This is a genomic window from Nocardia sp. NPDC024068 (assembly GCF_040638875.1).
In the GTDB taxonomy this organism is placed as follows: domain Bacteria; phylum Actinomycetota; class Actinomycetes; order Mycobacteriales; family Mycobacteriaceae; genus Nocardia.
In genome coordinates, this window is record NZ_JBEZYU010000041.1 from 29,867 (window position 1) to 51,071 (window position 21,205).

Genomic DNA, 21,205 nt, shown 5'->3' on the forward strand with positions numbered 1-21,205 from the left:
GCGCTTCGACCTGCGGACCGCACGCACCCGCTCCAGGAGAACCCGATGACCTCCATGCTGTGGCTGACCCTGCCCTATGTGGCATTCACCTCCTTCGTGCTCGGCCATATCTGGCGCTACCGCAACGACCAGTTCGGCTGGACCACCCGCTCCTCGCAGATCTACGAGTCGCGCCTGCTGCGGCTGGGCAGCCCGCTGTTCCACTTCGGCATGCTCGGGGTGTTCGGCGGGCATGTGGTCGGGGTGCTGATCCCCGAATCGTGGACCGCGGCCGTCGGTATCAGCGAACACGTCTACCACCTGGTCGCGGTGAGCGCCGGAACCGTCGCCGGGGTGATGGTGCTCGCCGGTATCGGCATCCTGCTCTACCGCCGCTGCACGGTCCCGGCGGTCCGCAGGGCCACCACCACCAACGACAAGTTCATGTACTTCCTGCTCGGCGGCGCGCTGATCACCGGCATGCTGAATACGGTGGGCAGCAACCTGCTGTGGGGGACCTACAACTACCGGGAAACGGTGTCCCCGTGGTTCCGCAGTCTGTTCACGCTGAGCCCGCAACCGGAACTGATGGTCGGCACACCGTGGACGTTCCAGGCGCACGGACTGTTCGTCCTGGTACTGGTCGGGGTATGGCCCTACACGCGGCTGGTGCATATGTTCTCGGCGCCGGTCGGCTATCTGGTCCGGCCGTATGTGGTGTACCGGAGCAAGGAGACCGCCGGTCCCGACAAGCGCCGCTACGCCCGCGCCTGGGACGCACCGGTCACCCCGGAGCGCTGGGGCTGAATCCTGCCTGTTCGGAACAGGTGGTCGCCCGCAAATACCCCGGCCGCGCGTGCCTCGAGGGAGGACGGGTCGGCCTTTCCATCGGGGGCCGGGCCGTCCGCAACCCTTGACTGCATGTCACCGTTCAACACTCCGGGTGTGGAGGTACGTCCTCGGACACCAGCAGTTTCCATTGGGCGTCGGTGATTCTGGAATCGAGAATGCGGCAAAGAGCATTCCGATCGGGTGATGAGTAAGTATGATGTTCGATCGAATCTATTCTGGTCACCGGGATGGTTCGATTGGTGAAGTCGGCTCCCAGATCGAAGACCGCGACCAGTCCGATATCGCTCCTGTCCCCGAGCATTGTCAGAGCTCCGTCGCCACGGCGCCATTGCCAGAGTGTGCCGTCGGCATCGGCCAGAAAGAACTGCGAACCATCGGGACCGAGGACCAGCCGGAGAACGCCACGCGGTACTCTGAGCAGTATTTCTCCGGCGGCCTTCTCGGAAATTGCGACGCTGCCGTCGAGGCTTCCGGCGACTACGGTTTCTCCATCGTCGCTCATGGCTACGGATGTCCCCGACCCGGTGATCTGGATTCGACGTTCAGGTGATCCTCCATTGATTATCGATACTTCGCCTCTGTTGTCCTCGCCACTGGTCGCGATCGCCAAGTTGTCTCCATCGGAATCCATCGCAATTGCGGATACGAAACCTCCGAGCTCGAGTAGGTCCTCGGTTCCATCGGTTCGGTGTATCAGGAGACCACCGCGGGAACCTCCAGCGGCAACGGTCGTTCCGTCACTGTTCATCGCCAGGGCCGTAGCGAATTCGCCGAGTTGTAACTGCTGTTCGGGAAGTCCTTTTCGGCTCACGATGATCCGGCTCGTGTCATCCGGTCGATTCGTCGAGGCGGCGACAACTTCTCCGTTATCGCTGACCGTCAGGGCCTGGATCTCCTCGGCGATGGGTATCTCAATAACGGCCGCCGATCCCGTCCGGCTGATAATGATATCGCCGACGCCGTCGCTCTGGTATGTCATCGCGGCCACCGTCGTACCGTCTTCGCTGATTTCGATTCCGCCGACTTCCCGTGCCGGAATTCGACGGATTATCGTATCCGACTGAAATACAAGAATTTCGCCTGCCGTGCGGTCGTTGTTGTCGGTGTTGACTGCGATCGTTTCACCGTCGGCGCTCACAGCGAGGTCGGTGATGTTACCGGCGATCCGGAGGGTCTTGACCGGATGGCCTGTCCGGGAAATATGGAGATCGGAATGCGCGTCGGTCCGGCCGTTGGCGGCGACCGCTGTTGAACCATCGGAACTGGTAGCGAATGCTCCTATCTGTGCGCCCGTGGGAAAGCGCGTTGGTGAATCGTCATGTCTGACCACATACTCACCGTTGATATCGATGGCGGCCACGGCTGTGCCGGCGGTGTTCAACGATAAACTCGTGATCTGCCCACCGAGCAGGGTTCGTTGCTCGGCAAGTCCGGGTTCCCAGACGACCGCGACTTCTCCGCCGGCCGACCCGGCTGCCGCCACAGTGCCGTCGGCGCCGATCGCGATCCGAGTTACTACGTCGTTGAGTTCTATTCTCCGATCCGGTGTATTTTCTCGCATTATCACAATTTCGTTCCCGCCGGTGGCGGCGACTATCGCGCTGCCGTCGTCGCTGATGCGCATATCGGTGATAGAGTACTGGCCCGCGGAATATTTCGGGGCATGACCGATTCGGGTGACGGTGAGCGGGCCGTTGCTGATCAGTGTGCCGGTCTTTGCGGCAACGGTGGTGCCGGATTTGTTGATCGCGAGGGCTGTCGGCACTCCGCCGGGCAACGGTATGGACTCAGCGCGGGCTCCATCCCGGAATATATTCAGATTCCCGTCGTAATCCGCTATTGCGATTACTCGCCCGTTCTCGCTGATATTCATCAATTGTGGAGCGGCGGGGAGCGGGATTTCCGGAATCGAGGTTCCGGGAGAAGAAATCATCATCTTATGCCCGCCATCGGATCCTTGCGATACTGCGGCTACAGTATTGCCGTCGGCGCTGATATATACATTGCTGATCGTCCCGGACGCCTCGATCGGGGCCTCGGACACTCCGTGCCGATCGATGATAATTTCATTGTTGTACCCGGTGGTCCCGCGGCGGCTGTGCTCGGTGATCGCAACGACGGAGGTGCCGTCTGCGCTGATCGACGGGATTCCTATGATCGGATTTTCCAATCCGATTATCCGCTCCGGTTCACCGGACTTCGCTACGAGTAATCTCGTGCTGTCCAAAGTGTAAAGTAACGCATTTCCATTCGCGCTGGCCGTGCAGTATTCTGCGGCGGATCCAAGGCCGGGGAGCCTACTGCCGGGCCCGATACCCAAGACAGACGATCCGTCGTTCGCGCATGCGGATGCGGTCGGTTCATCTTCGATGAATCCGATTTCAGCGGAGGTGGGCTGAATCGGTAGATTTCCCAGGTGGGTAACTCCCCGTAGTCTGTATTGAGCATTGAGCAGATGCCGTTCGGTGCGGTCCGGTGACAAGGAGTGTGCCGCCAATACCTGATGCAGCGATCTGAGGTACCCGCCGGGAATAGTGCCGGCAAACAATTGGTCGGCTTCGGAGGTGAGTTTTGTCACGAGTATTTCACGCGACCGCATATCCGCTCTTTCGCTGGCGCGTGCCTGAAGAAAGAACCCGGTGCCCGCGAGGATTGCCGCCAATACGGCGGCTGTGGTGATGGCGATCAGTGCCCGCCCTCGTTTTCGCAGATCCGAGGCATGTTTGCGAGCTACCGCGAGGTCGGATTCGGTGCGCTCGGACTCGGCTCGCCGGGACGAGACAAGGTAGTCGTGGAACCGGGACAGCAGGTCTCGATATGCCGGCTGCTGTGCGAGTGTCTCGGCGTCGGTCAGCCGGGAGCCCGTCAGCAGCCATGCGTTGCCGCGCTGGTGTCGGTCCCAGGCCGCGGCGCCGAGCGCGATGGTGTCGGCGGTTCGCAGATCATCGGCATGCTTGCGCAGCCAGGACGCGAGGTCGGCCCACTGCCGGAGCAGACTCTCCAGGGTCACCTCGACAGTGATGTCCTCGCCACTGCGGTCCTTGGACAGCAGGCGCCGGTCGACGAACTTGTCGATCAGCGGAAGGGCGGCGGCCGGCAGGTCGGCATATCGTGCGATCCTGCGAAGTGGCTGGTCGCTGTCAGGGCTGACTGTCGCCAGCCATGGGATGAAAGCGGAGTGCAGGAGCGCGAGTTGCTCTTCTCGGGCCGGTCTGGAGCCCTCGAGAATCTGATCGATCTCGGCGTCGACCACCCCCTTGATGCCACCCAGCTCGGCATAGTTCTCCACGGTGATACGGCTGGTCTTGCCGTAATCGCGAAACAGGGCGGATAGCGTCAGCGCCAGCAACGGCAGGGTGTCGGCCCCGTCCCGGAGGTCGTCGAGGATCTGGTCTATCACCTCGCGGTCGAATTCGAGCCGCCGGCCGTTGTGGTTGTGACGGTGCGCCGGCTCGAGAATGATCTCCCGGAACCTATCGGCGGGCATCGGCTTCAGCTCGTCGAACAGTTCGCTCTCGACATTCGCGAGCTGCGGCGCCGACTGCATCGCCGCATAGCGATCCGTTCGGATCGTCGCGACGATGATCAACGGCACACGATCGGGAGCAGAGGGCGAGACCATCGCCGCGAACAGTTCCAGCGCGGTGGAGCCCTCTTCTCCCGCGTCGGCGGAGAAAAGCTCCTCCGCTTGGTCTACCGGAAGAACGAGTGTGGGATCTCCCGCGTCATCACGGCGCTGCCGGGCGGCCGTGGATCGAATCCGGGTGAGCCATTCGCGCAAGACGCTCGAATCACCGTCTTTCAAGCGGCTTTTCATCTGCCCCAGGGAAGGATGCGGTAGCTCGAACCTCTCGAGGGTCGCCTGGACCGAGGATGCCAGGCCGTAGTCACCGGTGAGTGCATGGCGCTCCGGTCGCATCATCTCCAGAACGACGAATTCGCGGTCTTCCCGTTGTAGACGCGGGATGAGTCCGGCGCGCAGGAAAGAGGATTTACCGGTTCCCGACGCGCCGAGGATGACGAAGAGTCCGCGGGTACCGAATCGCATGGTGCGCAAGCGGTCGATTCCGTGCGTTATCTGCGCATCGCGACCGAAGTAGATCGCCGCGTCCATCGGTTCCAGCGGATCCCAGCCGCGGTACGGCGCGCGATCGGGTTCGTCGGGAGGCGGCCATGGGAACAACGCCGCCGCGATGCCGGCAGCGCGCAACCCGTGAAGTAGTCGATCGAGCCCCGCCGTCGAAATCTGCACCGGCTCTGCGAGCGTGGGTACCACGATATCGGTAGTCGGACCGTCGCCGAAGAGGTCGCACCGTTGCCATTCACGGGTGAAGTCGCCGTCGGCGATCGGGCCGAGCCGAGCGATGAAGATTCGCTTGCCGAGAATCTTGGCTGTGAGGTACTCCTCCAGGCAGGGACGGGAGGCGATCCATGCGGGTGAGACCAGGCAGACGACAGCTTCGCAGCGAGTACCTGCCTCACGCAGGACGTCCGCCCACTTCTGGCCGGTCGCGATGCCGGTCCGTGGGTCCAGGTCGAGAAAGATCTCCTCGGCCAGGCCGGGGTCCTGATCGATCAACCACTGTTTGACCGCGATCGCCGACGGATTGTCGCGGCTGGAATGGCTGATGAAGATCCGCGTCACGACGTCCGCCCCCTCCTGCGCTCGTCCGCTGAACCGCTATTCGGCAGGACGACCGGGATCGGTCGTTCCCGCGAGCCCCCGGGTGGCCCATGTCCTGTTTTCCTGCGCCATAACCGACGCGATTCGCTCAGCGAGGATCGATTGCCGATCAGGCCCGGTGTAAGGCCCTGCCTGGGTCAGGTAGAGGAACTTCTCCTGTTTGAGTTCTTCCGCGGCAGTACGGTAAATGTGCCAGTTGTCGTGCCAGCGAAAGAGCTGCTGGGCGCCTTCGGCAATCACCACAGCGGCGGCGAAGGCCGCGGTGAGTAGTCCTGGTGCGCCAACTCCTGCCAGGACCGGAACGAGCGCGCCCACGCCGATCTGCCCGAGTTTCACTCGTTTGTACATCGCTTGTGCGGCGTGGCTTCGTTTTCGATACCAGCTCAGCTGATCATCGAGTCGATGCCAGAGCAATTCGGCGGGCCCCGCCCCATCATCGGCTTCGAGTGTTTCGGCCACAGACCAGGATTAGCATGGAATCGGTTGATATGCAGATGTTCTGGGCGTCGCGGGCGAACCGGTCTTGTGGAGACGACACCGGTCTCCACTCGCGACCCGCGTGCGCCTGTCCCGAACGCCGATACCGCCTGATCAGAGCCGGATGAACTCCACGACCGCGTCGTCGCCTGCCCCGGGCGGTACGACGACGAGACCGTCGCGGTCCACCAGCCCCCCGAGATGCGCGGTGCGCACGGCGGAGTCACCGATCCAGCCGCCGCGCGGCCCGTCGGCGTGGCGCGCGGGAACGATCCGGGCAACCGTGCCGCTGATCTCACCCGCATTGCGCAGCGGTCCGAGTAAGGGGCGGGCCGCGAGGGCGCCGGTGCGGCCGGAGACGACGGCCGGGATCAGGGCCAGGAGGGTGGCGAGAGCGGCGAACGGGTTCCCGGGGAGTCCGAGAACGGTGGTCGCCGCCGGAAGTTCGGCGACCACCGTGGAACCGCCGGGACGCAGCGCCAATCGCGATACCAGGAGCCGGGCGCCCGCGCGGTCGAGTGCGCCGCGCAGTTGATCGGCGGCCCCGCCCCCGGTGGCGCCGACCACCACCAGCAGATCGCAGTCGGTGGCTGTGGCCAGGACGTGGTCGAAACCGTGGGAGGTATCGCGGAGATGGACCCGATCGACAGTCTGTACCCCGCGGCCGGTGAGCAGTTCCGGCAGGATCGGCCCGATCGAATCGCGGGTCTGGCCGGCCTGCAGTGGGCCGGTACTGCGGATCTCGTCGCCGGTCATGACGATCCGGGCCCGCACCGGCCCGCGCACCCGCCCCGCCGCCACCTCCACCGCGGCGGCGGCGGAGACGAGCGCCGAGGTCACCGGGGTGCCGGCCGGGGCGATCTCGTCACCCGGTGCGCGGTCCTCGCCGCGGCGGCGGATATCGGAGCGCTCGGGCGAATCCGGGATGCGGTGCAACCGCCGGTCGTCACCGGTCCGGGCGAATTCGTCGCGCAGCACCCGGGTGGTGCCCTCGGGGACCTGTGCGCCGGTGGCGATCCGGACCGCCTCGCCGGGGCGCAGACCGTCCGCGCGCCGGCCGCCGGCGAAACCGATATCGGCGCGCAGCTCCCACGGGCCCGCCCCGGCCACGGCGTAACCGTCCATCGCGGATGCATCGAACCGGGGCAGCGCCTCGGCGGCCGTGAGCGGGGCGGCCAGGGCCGCGCCCGCGGCGGCCCGGAGTTCGGCGTGCCGGTCGGCCAGCCGGGAAAGTCCGGTGCGCAGGACCTTCCGGGCCCGTTCCAGGTCCAGCGGCGCGGACGCCGTGGCCTCCAGGGTCGCGCGGGCGGCGTCGATATCGCCGGGGGTATCGCAATCGTCGACCCCCGCCAGGGTCACGATGGTGGTGTTCGCGGGTACCAGTGCTTTCATCGGCTGGTTCACCACGCTGCCGAGGGCGCGTAGCCGCGCGGCCAGTGGTTCGGTGCGCCAGACGCCGATCAGGTATTGGGGCCGGCCGGAGCCGTCGGCGGCGAAGACCGCGTCCACCGCGCCGGATCGCCGGAGCAATTCGGTGATCGCGGTATCGGTGAGGAAGGGCAGATCGGCGGCCAGAATCACCACCTGCGGCGCCGGATCGCGCAGGGCGGCCAGACCGGCGGCCACCGCCGCGACCGGACCCGAGCCCGGTTCGGGTTCGCGAGTCTGCAGTACACCGGTGCCGAGTCCGGGGCGCGGCGGGCCCACCACCACCGTGCGCCCCAGCGCGGATACCGCGGACAGTGCGGTGTCCAGCATGGACCGCCCGCCCACGATCAGGCCCGGTTTGTCGACACCGCCCATCCGGCTGGCCCGGCCACCGGCCAGCACGATCACATCGGGGGCCGGTGCAGAATTCGGCATGCGCCCATGCTATTCGCCGTCTGGGACGACGCGGATTGGCGGCGGCCGTTCGGTGCGGGTCGCCGGGTCAGGGAAAGCGGTGGCGTGCCGTGCGCAGGTTCACCCGGCCGCCGGTGACCGGTACGCCCTCGGCGGCCAGGAGCCGCAGCTGTCGCTCGGTGAGATGGGCCGCGGGCCGGCCGGACGCGCCGATGACCCGGTGCCAGGGCAGGTCGGCGGCATCGGTGCGCATGATCCAGCCCACCGTGCGCGGCGTCGACAACCCGGCCGCCGCGGCGATATCGCCGTAGGTCGCGACCCGCCCCGGCGGGATCGTCGCGACCAGATCACGGACTCGTTCGATCTGCTCGTCACTGGTCGGCATCGCGGCCGCCTACAGTGCCGCGCGGATCAGCGCCGCGGTGTCCTCGGGCAGGACTTGGGACACCATATGGTCGCAATCCCATTCGTGCACGATCAGGTTCGCGCCGAGATGGGCGGTGAGGGCGTCGCGCAGGTCCGGTGTGACGAACGGTGGGTCCACTTTCGCCGCCCGCACCAGGACGGTCGGCAGGGCGGGGTCGGGCAGCACCGCCCCTCGGGCGAGCTGCCCCCAATACGCGATCAGGGCGGCGGTATCGACCCGCCAGCCGACCCGCCCGTGCGCGGTGGGCACCAGATGGTCGTCCAATTCGGCCCGCAGCAGTTCGGGTGCGGCCGCACCCCAACCGGTCGCGAGTTTGTCCATCCGCGCTTCCTCGATATCGGTGTAGTCGGGGGAGCCGAGGGTGGCGGTCGCGATCTCACGCAGCCATTCGGGGTCCAGCGCGACCGCCGGGTCCAGTAGCACCAGCCCGCGGACCAGTCCGGGATGGCGGTGGGCCAGATGCAGTGCGCACGCGCCGCCGAAGGAATGCGCCACCACCAGCACCGGGTCCTCGGTCTCGGCGGTGATCACGGCCACCAGATCCGCCACCACGGTTTCGAAATCCCACGGCGGCAGCGCGCTCGACCGGCCGTGCCCGCGCAGGTCCGGTGCGACCACCCGGACGTCGGGCAGCAATCCCTCGGCCAGCGCCGCCCAGCGCCGGCCGTGGCCGGTGAGACCGTGCAGGGCCAGGACCACCGGCCCGGTCGACGGGCCGAAACGGTGAACATGCAGTGTGGACACAGTGACATTCTCATCGCTGTGCCGGGCACCCGCAGGGCGGGTGGGTCCGCCGCGGTGTCGGCCCCGTCTGTTGCAATAGCCCTCGTGGTGCGTTCGGATAGGCCGGTGCGGCTGGTGCGCCGGAAGACATCGGCTCCCCGGGCTCGGACCTGGGGCGCCGGTCTTCGCGCGCTCTTCGCCCCGGATCCGCCCGCTACCGCCGCGCAACCCCGGACCGGCCGGTTGTGGCGGGTCCTGGGCGGCCCCGGTACCGGTAAGACCGCGCTGCTGGTGGATGTGGCCGCCGCGCGGATCGCCGGGGGCGCCGATCCGGAATCAATCCTGCTGCTCACCCATTCCACACAGGCGGCCGCCGCCGCGCGCGACGCCCTCACCGAACGACTGGCGCACTGGGACGTCTGCGCGCCGGGGTTCGGTGACGACGTGCCGAGCGGGCCGGGTGCGGCGCCCCCGGTCGTGGTGCCCTCCGATCCAGCGCTGTTCGCGCTCGCCGCGCCGGAATCCCGCACGGCGGCCGCTCCCGGCGGGGTCCCGGGCGCGACTCGGGAACCGCTGGCCCGCACCGTTCACTCCTATGCCTTCGGGATCCTGCGCCGCCAGGCCGCCCGGCACGGCAATCCGCCGCCCCGGCTGCTGACCGGCGCCGAACAGGACGCGGCACTGCGGGAGATGCTGCACGGCGACCTCACCGATATCGCGGCGGGCGCCACCGGTCTCTGGCCGCGCCGGTTGCAGCCCGCGCTCGGCCTGGCCGGGTTCGCCGACGAACTGCGCGATCTCATGCTGCGTGCCACCGAACGCGGGCTCGGCCCGGAAGACCTGGTGGAACTGGGCCGGCGGCGGGATCGCGAAGACTGGGTGGCGGCCGGCCGGTTCGCGGCCCGCTACGAACAGGCGATGCTGCTGCGCTGGTCGGTCGGGGTGGCGGCACCGGAGGCCTCGGCTCCGGCGTTGAACGCGGCCGAACTGGTCGGGGCGGCGCTGGACGCGCTGGCCGGTGACCCCGACCTGCTGGCGGCCGAACGCGCCCGGTTGCGCTGTCTGCTCGTCGACGATGCCCAGCACCTGGACCCACAAGCGGCGCTGCTGGTACGGGTGCTCGCGGCGGGCGCGGGCACCACCGTCGTCGCCGGCGATCCGGACCAGGCCGTCTACACCTTCCGCGGCGCCGACTCCCGGTTTCTCACCGACCTCGAAGTCCCGGCCGCGCGGCGGGTGGTGCTGCACAACAATCATCGTTGCGCGCCCGCGGTGCATACCGCGGCCGCCCGGATCGCGACCCGGCTGCCCGGCAGCGCCGCGCATCGCACCACCCTCGCCGACCTCGGCCCGGACGAACGCGGAGAACCATCCGAGCAGGCCGAGAGTCCGGTCCCGGCCGCGGAGGTCCGGGTGCGGGTGCTGGGCAGCCCGGCCAAGGAGGCGTCCCTCATCGCCGACCATCTGCGGCGCGCCCATCTCACCGAAGGCGTGCCGTGGTCACAGATGGCGGTGATCGTGCGTTCGGTACCGCTACTGCTCCCGCCGCTGCGCCGGGCGCTGCTGGCGGCCGGGGTGCCCGTGCGCCGGCCGGCGCACGATACGCCGCTGGCCCGCCGGCGCGGCGCCGCCTGGATGCTGCTCGCGCTGCGCGCGGTACTCGCGAGTGAGGCCGCCCGCCGCGGGAGCGGCTCCACCGAATCCCTCTTCGGCCCGGACGAGGCGCTCGATCTGCTGTCCGGCCCACTCGGCGGCGCCGACCAGATCAGCCTGCGCCGATTGCGCCGCGGAATCCGCCGCACCACGGTGGAACTCGCGCGCGCCACACCGGCCGCCGCGCACTCCGACGCCACCGCGGAGCCACCCCGTGACGAGCCATCTCCTGCCGACCGCGAGACCGCGGCGGGATCACCTACGGGCGCCGCGCCGCGCGACCCGTTCGACGAGGCGGCCCGCCATGCCGAGGAAGCCGAGTGGTTCGGGCTGGACCAGGAGCGCGTGGATACGGACCCGTGGGAGGGGCTGCCACCGGAACCCGTCGACGAGGACGATCTCCCGCCCGACCTCGCCCCTCCCTCGCCTGACCCCGGCGCGCCCGACCCCGGCGCGCCTGACCCCGGCGCGCCTGACCCCGGCGCGCCCGGCCCTTTCGTCGCTGCCGCCCCGGGTGGTTCCGCCGACCGGATCCCTGCGGACGCCCGATCCACCGCCGGACCGACGGATACCGAGCCGCCCGGCGCAGTGACTGCGTGCCCCGCCGATCCGGCCGGCACCGACCCCGCCACTGACGCGGCTGCCACTGACGCGGCTGCCACTGACGCGGCTGCCACTGACGCGGCTGCCACCGACCGCGCGACCGACCCGACCGGCACCCGTCTCGCTGCCGCAGGCCCGGCCGCCGCAGGCTCCGGCCCATCGGCTCCGGCGTCCGCTGACTCAGCCGCCCCCGACTCCCCACCTCCGGCCGTCACCGACCGGCCGTCGGTGGAATTCCTGCGCGACCTGCTACTCGGCTCCGGCGACGAACGGATCCTGGCGGGGCTCACCGAGGTGGAACTCGCGCCGCTGCACCGGGCCGCGCGCGCCCTGGAACGGGCCCGCCGGGTGCGGCGCGACGGCGGCGCGCTCGAGGATGTGCTGTGGGCGCTGTGGACCGGATCGCGGCTGGAGAAACGGTGGCTGGCGCAGTCCGAACGGGGTGGCGCGGCGGGGATGCAGGCCGACCGCGATCTCGACGCCGCGGTCGCGCTGTTCGACGCCGCGGCCGCCTATACCGACCGGCTGCCTGGCGCGACCATCGAAGGCTTCGTCGAATACCTCGACCGGCAGCAGATCGCACAGGACCGGGCCGCCCCCGCGCGGCAGGACGAGGCGGTGGATCTGCTCAGTGCCCACGCCGCGGCGGGCCGGGAGTGGGAGGTCGTCGCGGTGGCGGGGGTTCAGGAGGGCATCTGGCCCGATCCCCGGCCGCGTGGCACCCTGCTGCACACCGAGGACCTGGTGGACGAGGTCGCCGGAATCACCGAGCGGGTCAGCCGCACCGCGCCGATCCTGGCCGAGGAACGCCGCCTGCTGTTCGTGGCCTGTAGCAGGGCGCGGCGGTCGCTGCTGGTCACCGCGGTGGAATCGGTGTCCGGGGAACGTGATCTGGTGCCGTCGCGGTTTCTGTCCGAACTCATAGGCGGCGACAGTGACGGGGAGCCCGGGGCTTTGCCGGTCGCCGAACCCGGCCGGGTGCTGGCCCTGCACGCGCTGGTCGCCGAACTGCGCGCCGCCGTCTGCGATCCCGGAGCCGGTGACCGGCGCCGCCGCCGTGCCGCCGAGCAACTGGCCCGGCTGGCGCTCGCCGGCATCCCCGGTACCGCGCCCGACGACTGGTACGGGGTCCCGGGACTCAGCTCGAGCGAAACCCTGTGGGACGACGACGGTCCCATCGCGTTATCGCCCTCGACGGTGGAGCTGTTGCGCACTTGCCCGCTGCGCTGGGCGCTGGAACGCAACGGCGGTTCCGACGGCGAGAACCCCTACGCCGTGAAGGGCACCCTGGTGCATACTCTCGTCCAGGCGATCGCCGGCCGCGTCCCGCTCGACGAGGTACGTGCCGAACTGGTCCGCAGCTGGCCCGGTATCGATCCGGAGGCAGGCTGGCACTCCCGGCAGGAGTTGCGCCGTACCGAGGCGATGCTGGACGCGTTCGTGGCGTGGGTGCGCACCACCCGCGGCGAACTCACCCAGGCCGGTATCGAGGTGCCCGTCGACTGCGTGCTGCCGGGTACGCCGGAGGTGCGGATCCGGGGGCGTATCGATCGGCTGGAGCGGGACGAGCACGGCCGGTTCGTCATCGTCGACGTCAAAACCGGGAAGAACCCGGTCACCGAGGCGGACGCCGCCCAGCACGCCCAGCTGGCGACCTATCAGGTGGCGGCCGCCGCCGGGGCGCTCGGCGAAGAAGGCGAGGGCGGTACGGCCGGCGAGGGCGGTGCGAACACCGCCGAACCGGGTGGCGCGCGGCTGGTCTATGTGGCCGCGCCCGGGGCCACGGGGGTCGCCAAGGAACGGGTCCAGTCGCCGCTGGACGCCGAGGCGCTCGAAGCCTGGCGGGAGACCGTGCACACCGCCGCCGCGGCCACCGAGGGGCCGGGCTTCCTGGCCATCCGCAACGAGGGTTGCCGGCACTGCTCGGTGAAGAACAGCTGCCCGGTCCAGGACGCCGGACGTCAGGTGACCGACGAGTGAGCGCCCGGGTCACACCGGGGCAATTGGCCGACGCGCTCGGCCTGCCGCCGCCGACCGCGGAACAGGAGGCCGTGATCGCGGCGCCGGAGGGTCCCGTGCTGGTGGTGGCGGGCGCGGGGGCGGGCAAAACGGAGACGATGGCCGCCCGGGTCGTCTGGATGGTCGCCAACCGGTTCGTGACGCCGGAGGAAGTGCTCGGGCTCACCTTCACCCGCAAGGCGGCCCAGCAGCTCACCGCCCGGATCCGGACCCGCCTCGCGCGGCTGGCCGGCTCCCGGCTGCTCCGCGATCTCGACCCCTCCGGCGAACTGCGCGCGGTCCTGGCCGGCGCGGAACCGGAGATCAGCACCTACCACTCCTACGCCGGGCGGTTGCTCGGCGAACACGGACTGCTGCTCCCGGTGGAGCCGTCGGCGGCCCTGCTCACCGAAACCCAGCTGTGGCAGCTCGCGCATCAGGTGGTGCGCGGCTGGGACGGTGATCTGGAGACCGAGCGATCGCCGCTCACCGTCACCGAGGCGGTGCTGGCGCTGTCCGGGCAGCTCGCCGAACATCTGGTGGAACCCGAGGAGCTCGCCGAAGCCCATACCGAACTGGAAAAACTCGTGCATACGCTGCCGCCCGGACCGCGCCAGCGCGGTGGGCCGAACAAGGAACTGCTGTCGGTGCTGCGGGCCCAGCGGGAACGGGTCGCGCTGCTGCCGCTGGTCCGGCAGTTGCGGGAAACGCTGCAGCACCGCGGCGCACTGGATTTCGGCGCCCAGATGTCGCTGGCGGCGCGGCTGGCCGCCGAACACCCCGAGGTGGCCGCCGCCGAACGTGGGCGTTTCCGGCTGGTACTGCTCGACGAGTACCAGGACACCGGTCACGCGCAACGGATTCTGTTGTCCGCGCTGTTCGGTGCCGGATATCCGGCCGAGCGCTCCGGGCCCCGGCGCAACGAACCGCGCCCCCCGGCGGTGACCGCGGTCGGCGACCCCATGCAGTCCATCTACGGCTGGCGCGGGGCCTCCGCCGCCAACCTGCCCCGGTTCACCACCGATTTCCCGCGCGGCCCGGGCGATCCGGCGCCGGTACTGCCACTGCTCACCAGCTGGCGCAATCCGCCCGAGGCGCTGGAACTCGCCAATATGGTCGTCGAACCCCTGCGCGCGGCCGCCCGGGCCGGTGGCGGAGTGACGGTGGACCCGCTGCGGGCCCGGCCCGGAGCCGAACCCGGCGGCGTCGCTCTCGCGCTCACCGCGACGGTTGCCGACGAACGCCGCTGGATCGCCGAACGGGTCGCCGCGGAATGGCGGCGCGCCGCGGACGCCGGCGCGCCGCCGCCCACCTCCGCGGTACTGATCCGCCGCAACGCCGACGCCGCTGAGCTCGCCGAACAGTTACGCGCCCAGGGCCTGCCGGTGGAGATCGTGGGGCTGGGCGGCCTGCTCTCGACACCCGAGGTCGCCGATATCGTCGCGACCCTGCGCCTCATCGCCGATCCCGCCGCCGGTAGCGCGGCGGTCCGGATCCTGACGGGCGCCCGCTGGCGGCTCGGCATGGCCGATCTCGCCGCCCTCGCCCGGCGCGCCCGGGAACTGTCGATCGGGCACGAACCCGCCGGCGATATCACCGATTCCGCCGCCCTCGCCGCCGCCCTGCACGAGGTCGCCCCCGAACCCGCCGAACGCGCGGGCCTCGCGGACGCGATCGCCGACCCCGGTCCGCCGGACCGCTATTCGGCCGCCGGTCATCGCCGCATCACCGTGCTCGGCCGGGAACTGGCGGCGCTGCGGGAACGGGCGGGCCAGCCGCTCACCGAACTGGTGGCCGATGTGGAACGCACGATCGGCGTGGGGGTGGAAACACAAGCCCGCCGGGCGCTCGCCGGGTCCGGCGCCGGACGGGAACATCTCGACGCCTTCGCCGAGGTGGTCGCCGGATACGCCGGCGATACCGGTGCCACGCTCGGCGGTTTGCTGGGGTTTCTCGCCGCGGCGGAATCGGTGGAGAACGGGCTGGAACCGGGGGAGGTGGAGGTCGCGCCGGATCGGGTCCAGGTGCTGACGGTGCATGCGGCGAAGGGATTGGAGTGGGAGGTTGTCGCGGTACCGCATGTCACGCGCGATGTGTTCCCGTCCACCCGGGGTGCGAACACCTGGCTCGGCGCCCTGGCCGAACTTCCGACCGCGCTGCGCGGCGACCGGGCCACCGCGGACTCTCCGGACGGCGTGCCGGTGCTGGATCTGACCGATCTCACCGATCGCTCGGATCTGCAACGCGGGCTCGCCGCGCACAAGGAGGCGCTGTATCGCCGCCGCCTCGACGAAGACCGGCGACTGTTCTATGTGGCGCTCACCCGGACCGAGCGAGTGCTGCTGGTCTCGGCGCACCACTGGGCCGAAACCGGTGACAAGCCGAAGGGTCCGTCGGAATTCCTGCTGGAGGTGCGGGCCGCCGCCGACCTCCCGGGCAGCGGTGTGGAAACCGCCGTATGGGACGCCGCTCCCGAGCCGGGCGAACCCAACCCGCTCACCGGGACTCCGGATACGGCGCCCTGGCCCGGTGATCCGCTGGGTACGCGCCGCGCCGATATCGAACAGGGTGCGGCCCTGGTGCACACCGCGCTGGCCGATCTCGCCGCCGGGACCGCGGAACCGGACTCCGGCACCGACCCGGACGACCCGGGTGGCCCGAACAACCCGGACGATCCCGACGGCTGGATCGCCGATGTCGACGCGCTGCTCGCCGAATACCGGGCCGGTGCCACGGCGGCCACCGAGGTGGAACTTCCGGCCCAGCTACCCGCCACGGCGCTGGTGGAGATGCGCGCCGACCCGCACCGCCTCGCCGCCCGGCTACGCCGTCCGCTGCCCTATCCGCCCAATCCGCTGGCGCGCCGCGGTACCGCGTTCCACGCCTGGGTGCAGCGCTGGTTCGCCACCGATCAGCTACCCGGTCTGGACGATCTGCCCGGGGCGGCCGATTCCGGGGCCGCGGCCGACGCCGAACTGGCCCGGATGCAGGAGGCGTTCCTGTCCTCGCCGTGGTCCGCGCGCCGGCCCGTCGAGATCGAGGTGCCGTTCGAGACCACCCTCGCCGGGGTGGTGATCCGCGGCCGGATGGATGCGGTGTTCGCCGAGCCCGGCGAGCGCTGGACGATCGTCGACTGGAAGACCGGCGCCGAACCGCGCCCGGCCGAGGAACCCGCGGTCGCGGTACAGCTGGCGGTCTACCGGCTGGCGTGGGCCCGGCTGCTCGCCGCCCGCACCGGCGAATCCGAGGAACGGATTCTCGACCGGGTCGGGGCGGCCTTCCACTACATACGAACCGGTCGCACCGTATCGCCGCGCAGGCTGCCGGGGCCGGCGGAACTCGCGGCACTGCTCACCGAGACCACCGCACCGGACCGGTTGGACCCGCCGGACGAACCGGCCGATCCACCGCGATAGTCCCCGGCGGCTCACCGCCGATGCCATCGGCAGTTCACCGCTGCGTATACGGCCGGTTCACCGCTGGGGATTAGGCCGGTTCACCGCTGCGGGGTTCGGCCGGTTCACCGCTGTGGGGTTCGGGCGGTTCACCGCTGTGGGTTCGAGCGGCCGACCGTGAGCGCCTGGGTGATCATGGGCAACTGCAACGGCAGCCGCAGGATCGAGACCGCGGTCAGCAACCGCGGGGTCCGCGGGTTGCGCAGCGAATCCACCACGAGCTGGACATTCGCCGGGAACACCGCGACGAACAGCACCGCGGCCAGCCGGCCACCGAGCCGCCGGGTCCGCGGGACCAGCAACGCTGTGCCGACGCCGATCTCGGCGACGCCCGACCAGTACGTATAGGACCGCGCCCGGCCAGGCAGCCGGGGTGGAACGATCGAGTCGAACTGTTTCGGAATGACGAAATGCATGATTCCGGCACCGAGGAGAAGCGCGGCCAGTCGCCGCGCGGGGGCGCGTCCGGAATCCGGAGTGCCGGAGGGCGAGAGATCTGCCATGCCCCCACCCTAGAGTTCCCTACGGGCCACGCACGCGGCGTGACGCCGGACCAGCGGGTAGGCTCCCGAGCTGTGTCGGAGGGACTGACAGCAGTGCAGCGGCGTAAAGCCCGGGGCGGTCGATGGAATCGCCCGTGAATTCGCGCTTCGCGCAACTCGGCGGACGAACGCGGCTGGGTGCGGGAGCGGACCGCCCCGATTTCGCGCTGGTCGGGTTGTTGCGTATCCCGGAGGCGCAGAGCAGCCCGTGGATCTCGCTGTGGCGGCGGGTGTTGTTCGCGGTCGGACTCCTGTGCCTGGCCGCGATGGTCGTCTACCTCGGCCGCGACGGCTATCGCGACAGTGCCGACGATTCGGTGACCCTGCTGGACGCCTTCTATTACGCGACGGTGTCCCTGTCCACCACCGGATACGGTGATATCGCCCCGGTCACCCCGTCGGCACGCCTGGTGAACATCTTCGTCATCACCCCGTTGCGCGTGCTGTTCCTCATCGTCCTGGTCGGCACCACCCTGGCGGTGCTCACCGAGCGTTCCCGCCAGGCCTTGAAGATCCAGCGTTGGAGGCGCACCGTGCGTAATCACACCGTCGTGGTCGGCTACGGCACCAAGGGCCGCACCGCTATCGACGCCATGCTCGGCGACGGCGTCCAGCCCGCCGATATCGTGGTCGTCGATACCGACGCGGTGAGCCTGGAAGCCGCGTCCACCGCCGGCCTGGTCACCGTGCACGGATCGGCGACCCAGTCCGATGTGCTGCGGCTGGCGGGGGTGCAGAACGCGTCCTCGGTCATCGTCGCCGCCAACCGGGACGATACGGCGGTCCTGGTCACCCTCACCGCTCGGGAACTCACCAAGAAGGCCAAGATCGTGGCCTCCATCCGGGAATCGGAGAACACCCATCTGCTGCGCCAGTCCGGCGCCGATTCGGTGGTGGTGTCCTCGGAGACCACCGGGCGGCTGCTGGGTATCGCCACCACCACTCCGAGCGTCGTGGAGATGATGGAGGACCTGCTCACCCCCGAGCACGGTTTCGCCGTCGCCGAGCGCGAGGTGGAACCGGGGGAGGTCGGGGGGTCGCCGCGTCATCTCAGCGATATCGTGCTGGGCGTGGTGCGCGGCGGGCAGTTGATCAGGGTCGGCGAATCGGAGGCCGACGCCCTGGAATCCGGAGACAAACTGCTCTACATCCGCCGGGCCCGCTGACCCGGCGCCGGCGCTCGCCGGGCCGCGATACGCTCGGAGGCGTGGCGGTATTCCAGCTCAACCAACTCCCCCTGCTCTCTCGCTCCGCACTCGATCGCGCCGACCATCTGCGCGCCGACGACCGCGCGCTGAAGGAAGGCTGGGCCACCGCCCGGCTGCTACGGGTCGGCCGGGGTGGTGCGGTGCGCTACGAAGCCGGGGCGCTGATCTGGGATCGGGCCGTCGACCTGGCCGCCGAACCCAGCCCGGACGCGGTATTCCTCGGTATCGACGACGGTGTGCACCTGTGGGCCGTTCGCGATCCCGAACTCACCGGGTCACTGCGGGATCTGCGCCGGCTCGCCGATACCTCGCTCGACGATTTCACCGCCGGTGTGCTGTCGGCGGCGCTCGCACTGATCAACTGGCATACCTCGGCCGCCTTCCACGGCGCCGACGGCAGCCCCACCAGGCCCGCCAAGGGCGGCTGGTCGCGAGTGGCCGAGGACGGCCGGGAGGATTTCCCGCGCACCGATCCGGCGGTCATCTGCCTGATCCACGACGGCGGTGACCGGGTGCTGCTGGGCCGCCAGCACAGCTGGCCGGAAACCATGTTCTCGTTGCTGGCCGGATTCGTGGAGGCGGGTGAATCCCTGGAGCGCTGCGTCGAACGGGAGATGCGCGAGGAGGTGGGGCTCGACGTCGGCGATATCCAGTATCTCGGCAGCCAGCCGTGGCCGTTCCCGCGCTCCCTCATGCTCGGGTTCTGTGCCCTGGCCGACCCGGAGCAGCCACTGGTCTTCTCCGACGGCGAGATCGCCGAGGCGCATTGGTTCACCCGCGAGGAGGTGCGCGAAGCCCTCGCCGCCGGCGCCTGGCGGACCCGGCCCGACGGGGGCGACGCCGCCGGGCCTCGCCTGCTGCTGCCCGGGGCGGTATCGATCGCCCGCACGATCGTGGAGTCCTGGGTCGCCGCGGGGGACACCGCGCCCGCGCAGTGAGCGTCCGGCGCTTTCCGGCGAGCATGTTCACCCTGCGCGAAGCCGCGCCGGTGCGGCGGACCGGCCGGTTCGTCACGCCTACTATGGACTACATGCAGCTTCTCGAAGCGCCGACCGGTCGAGCCGGTTCGTGCGCGCTCACCGGATTCCGACCGGACGCGAAACCGGCGGGTGAGGCGGAATGAGCGATCTCCCGTTCGGATTCTCGCAAGGAGGCGACGACGACGACCGCGGTCGCGGCGACAAACCGGGTGGCGGTAACGACCCGTTCGGTCTCGGCGGCGGCGGATTCGACCCGGCCTCGCTGGGGCAGATGCTCACCTCGCTGGGGCAGATGCTCAGCGGTATGGGGCAGGGCGTGGCAGGCGGCGGCAGCGGGCCGGTCAACTACGACGTGGCCAAGCGGCTGGCCCGCCAGCAACTCGGCGCGACCGTTCCGCCGGTGTCCAGCGGTACCGCCGCGGCCGTCGCCGATGCCGCTCACCTCGCCGAACTCTGGCTCGATGACGCGACCACCTTCCCCGCCGGCGCGACGAGCACCGTCGCCTGGACGGCCAACGACTGGATCGAGAAGACCCTGCCCACCTGGCAGCGTCTCTGCGATCCGGTGGCCCAGCAGATCTCCGGTATGTGGACCGCCGGACTCCCGGAGGAAGCCCGGGATATGGCCGGTCCGATGATGGGGATGCTCGGTCAGATGGGTGGCCTGGCGTTCGGCTCGCAGCTCGGTCAAGCGCTGGGACAGCTGGCCAAGGAGGTGCTGACCGGCACCGATATCGGCCTGCCGCTCGGTCCGGCCGGTACCGCGGCCCTGCTGCCGACCGCGATCTCGGAGTTCTCCGAGGGGCTGGAGCAGCCGGAGAGCGAGATCGTGGTGTTCCTCGCCGCCCGCGAGGTGGCCCATCAGCGGCTCTTCGTCCATGTGCCGTGGCTGCGCCAGCAGGTGCTGGGCGCCGTGGAGGATTACGCCCGCGGTATCACCATGGATTTCTCGGCGCTGGAGGAAACCGCTCGCAACCTGGATCCCTCCGCGCTCACCGACCCGTCCAAACTCGAGGAGATCCTCTCCCAGGGCAGCTTCGAGCCGCAGACCACGCCCGAGCAGAAACAGGCCCTGGAACGGCTGGAGACCCTGCTCGCGCTGATCGAGGGCTGGGTGCAGGTGGTCGTGGCGGCCGCCGTCGGCGACCGGCTGCCGGGTGCGGGCGCGCTGGCGGAGACGCTGCGCCGCCGCCGGGCCACCGGTGGTCCGGCCGAGCAGACCTTCGCGACCCTGGTCGGCCTGGAACTGCGTCCGCGCAAACTCCGTGAAGCGGCCACACTGTGGCAGCGGCTGACCGACGATGTCGGTATGGCCGCCCGCGACGGGGTCTGGGCACACCCCGATCTGCTGCCCGACGCCACCGACCTGGATACCCCCGCCGCGTTCATCGACTCGGTGATCGGTGGTGGTACCGGGGCTTTCGACGATCCGATGGCCCAGCTCGCCGCCACCGAGGCCGCCGAACGCGCCAAGGCCGAATCGGGGCCTCGCGCGGGTGAGCCCGATGCCACGGAGTCGGATGCCGCGAAGCCCGATTCCGCAGGGTCCGATGCCGCGGAGTCCGATGACGAAGGACCCGATTCGCCTCCGGATCCGGAGTCCGGTCAGCGATAGCGAGGCCCCCCGGGCAGTCGATCCGCGCGAATTCGGTTTCGCCGCTGGCGGCGACCGGCGGATAGGCAGTGAACTGCGGATATAGAGTTGTCCACAGGTCTCGGACCTGTGGGCCAATACCGGCGGGACCGCCTTCATCGACTGCGATATCAACAATTTCGGGGTCG

General features: G+C 69.8%; 12 protein-coding genes. 6 read left to right on the forward strand and 6 right to left on the reverse strand.

Annotated elements, in window-relative coordinates; translation table 11 throughout:
* Positions 1-45 precede the first annotated feature (45 nt).
* Positions 46-786 (forward strand): respiratory nitrate reductase subunit gamma, encoded by a 741-nt coding sequence (gene narI, locus AB0F41_RS23875; protein WP_357427333.1) that lies wholly within the window; start codon positions 46-48, stop codon positions 784-786.
* Between the two features lie 124 nt (positions 787-910).
* On the opposite strand, the gene AB0F41_RS23880 is transcribed toward narI, so the two are convergent.
* The 5 genes from AB0F41_RS23880 to AB0F41_RS23900 form a co-directional block, all read right to left on the reverse strand.
* Positions 911-5,476, reverse strand: coding sequence for a TIR domain-containing protein (locus AB0F41_RS23880; protein WP_357427335.1), 4,566 nt, complete (start codon positions 5,474-5,476; stop codon positions 911-913).
* A gap of 36 nt (positions 5,477-5,512) precedes the next feature.
* Positions 5,513-5,974: a DUF4231 domain-containing protein gene (locus AB0F41_RS23885; RefSeq protein ID WP_357427337.1), complete on the reverse strand. Its 462-nt coding sequence runs from the start codon at positions 5,972-5,974 to the stop codon at positions 5,513-5,515.
* Positions 5,975-6,106: 132 nt separating this feature from the next.
* Positions 6,107-7,855: an NTP transferase domain-containing protein gene (locus AB0F41_RS23890; RefSeq protein WP_357427339.1), complete on the reverse strand. Its 1,749-nt coding sequence runs from the start codon at positions 7,853-7,855 to the stop codon at positions 6,107-6,109.
* Positions 7,856-7,922: 67 nt separating this feature from the next.
* Positions 7,923-8,219 carry an MGMT family protein gene (locus AB0F41_RS23895; RefSeq protein WP_357427341.1) on the reverse strand — a complete coding sequence of 99 codons (297 nt, stop codon included), beginning with the start codon at positions 8,217-8,219 and terminating at the stop codon, positions 7,923-7,925.
* Between the two features lie 9 nt (positions 8,220-8,228).
* Complete coding sequence (locus tag AB0F41_RS23900; RefSeq protein ID WP_357427343.1) at positions 8,229-9,005, reverse strand: alpha/beta hydrolase; 777 nt, start codon at positions 9,003-9,005, stop codon at positions 8,229-8,231.
* 84 nt (positions 9,006-9,089) lie between these two features.
* Here AB0F41_RS23900 and AB0F41_RS23905 point away from each other — a divergent pair, with 84 nt between their 5' ends.
* Both AB0F41_RS23905 and AB0F41_RS23910 read left to right on the forward strand, forming a co-directional pair.
* Positions 9,090-13,220, forward strand: a complete 4,131-nt coding sequence (locus AB0F41_RS23905) for a PD-(D/E)XK nuclease family protein (RefSeq protein WP_357427345.1) — start codon at positions 9,090-9,092, stop codon at positions 13,218-13,220.
* Positions 13,217-16,654: an ATP-dependent DNA helicase gene (locus AB0F41_RS23910; protein WP_357427347.1), complete on the forward strand. Its 3,438-nt coding sequence runs from the start codon at positions 13,217-13,219 to the stop codon at positions 16,652-16,654. Before AB0F41_RS23905 ends, AB0F41_RS23910 begins: the two co-directional genes overlap by 4 nt.
* 128 nt (positions 16,655-16,782) lie before the next feature.
* Here the strand turns inward: AB0F41_RS23910 and AB0F41_RS23915 are convergent, their stop codons facing one another.
* The gene (locus AB0F41_RS23915; protein ID WP_357427349.1) at positions 16,783-17,196 is read right to left on the reverse strand and encodes a hypothetical protein; all 414 of its coding nucleotides are present in this window, start codon (positions 17,194-17,196) and stop codon (positions 16,783-16,785) included.
* A 134-nt stretch (positions 17,197-17,330) separates the two neighbouring features.
* Here AB0F41_RS23915 and AB0F41_RS23920 point away from each other — a divergent pair, with 134 nt between their 5' ends.
* The 3 genes from AB0F41_RS23920 (at position 17,331) to AB0F41_RS23930 (ending at position 21,038) form a co-directional block, all read left to right on the forward strand.
* The gene (locus AB0F41_RS23920; RefSeq protein ID WP_357427351.1) at positions 17,331-18,401 is read left to right on the forward strand and encodes a potassium channel family protein; all 1,071 of its coding nucleotides are present in this window, start codon (positions 17,331-17,333) and stop codon (positions 18,399-18,401) included.
* Positions 18,402-18,442: 41 nt separating this feature from the next.
* Positions 18,443-19,381: an NAD(+) diphosphatase gene (gene nudC, locus AB0F41_RS23925; RefSeq protein WP_357427353.1), complete on the forward strand. Its 939-nt coding sequence runs from the start codon at positions 18,443-18,445 to the stop codon at positions 19,379-19,381.
* Positions 19,382-19,562: 181 nt separating this feature from the next.
* Positions 19,563-21,038 carry a zinc-dependent metalloprotease gene (locus AB0F41_RS23930; RefSeq protein ID WP_357427355.1) on the forward strand — a complete coding sequence of 492 codons (1,476 nt, stop codon included), beginning with the start codon at positions 19,563-19,565 and terminating at the stop codon, positions 21,036-21,038.
* Positions 21,039-21,205: the final 167 nt, after the last annotated feature.

Bases quoted from the DNA above. Each gene is read 5' to 3' on its own strand.
- narI (WP_357427333.1), top strand. From the start codon at position 46: ATGACCTCCATGCTGTGGCTGACCCTGCCCTATGTGGCATTCACCTCC.
- AB0F41_RS23890 (WP_357427339.1), bottom strand. From the start codon at position 7,855: ATGCCGAATTCTGCACCGGCCCCCGATGTGATCGTGCTGGCCGGTGGC.
- AB0F41_RS23895 (WP_357427341.1), bottom strand. From the start codon at position 8,219: ATGCCGACCAGTGACGAGCAGATCGAACGAGTCCGTGATCTGGTCGCG.
- AB0F41_RS23915 (WP_357427349.1), bottom strand. From the start codon at position 17,196: ATGGCAGATCTCTCGCCCTCCGGCACTCCGGATTCCGGACGCGCCCCC.
- AB0F41_RS23930 (WP_357427355.1), top strand. From the start codon at position 19,563: ATGAGCGATCTCCCGTTCGGATTCTCGCAAGGAGGCGACGACGACGAC.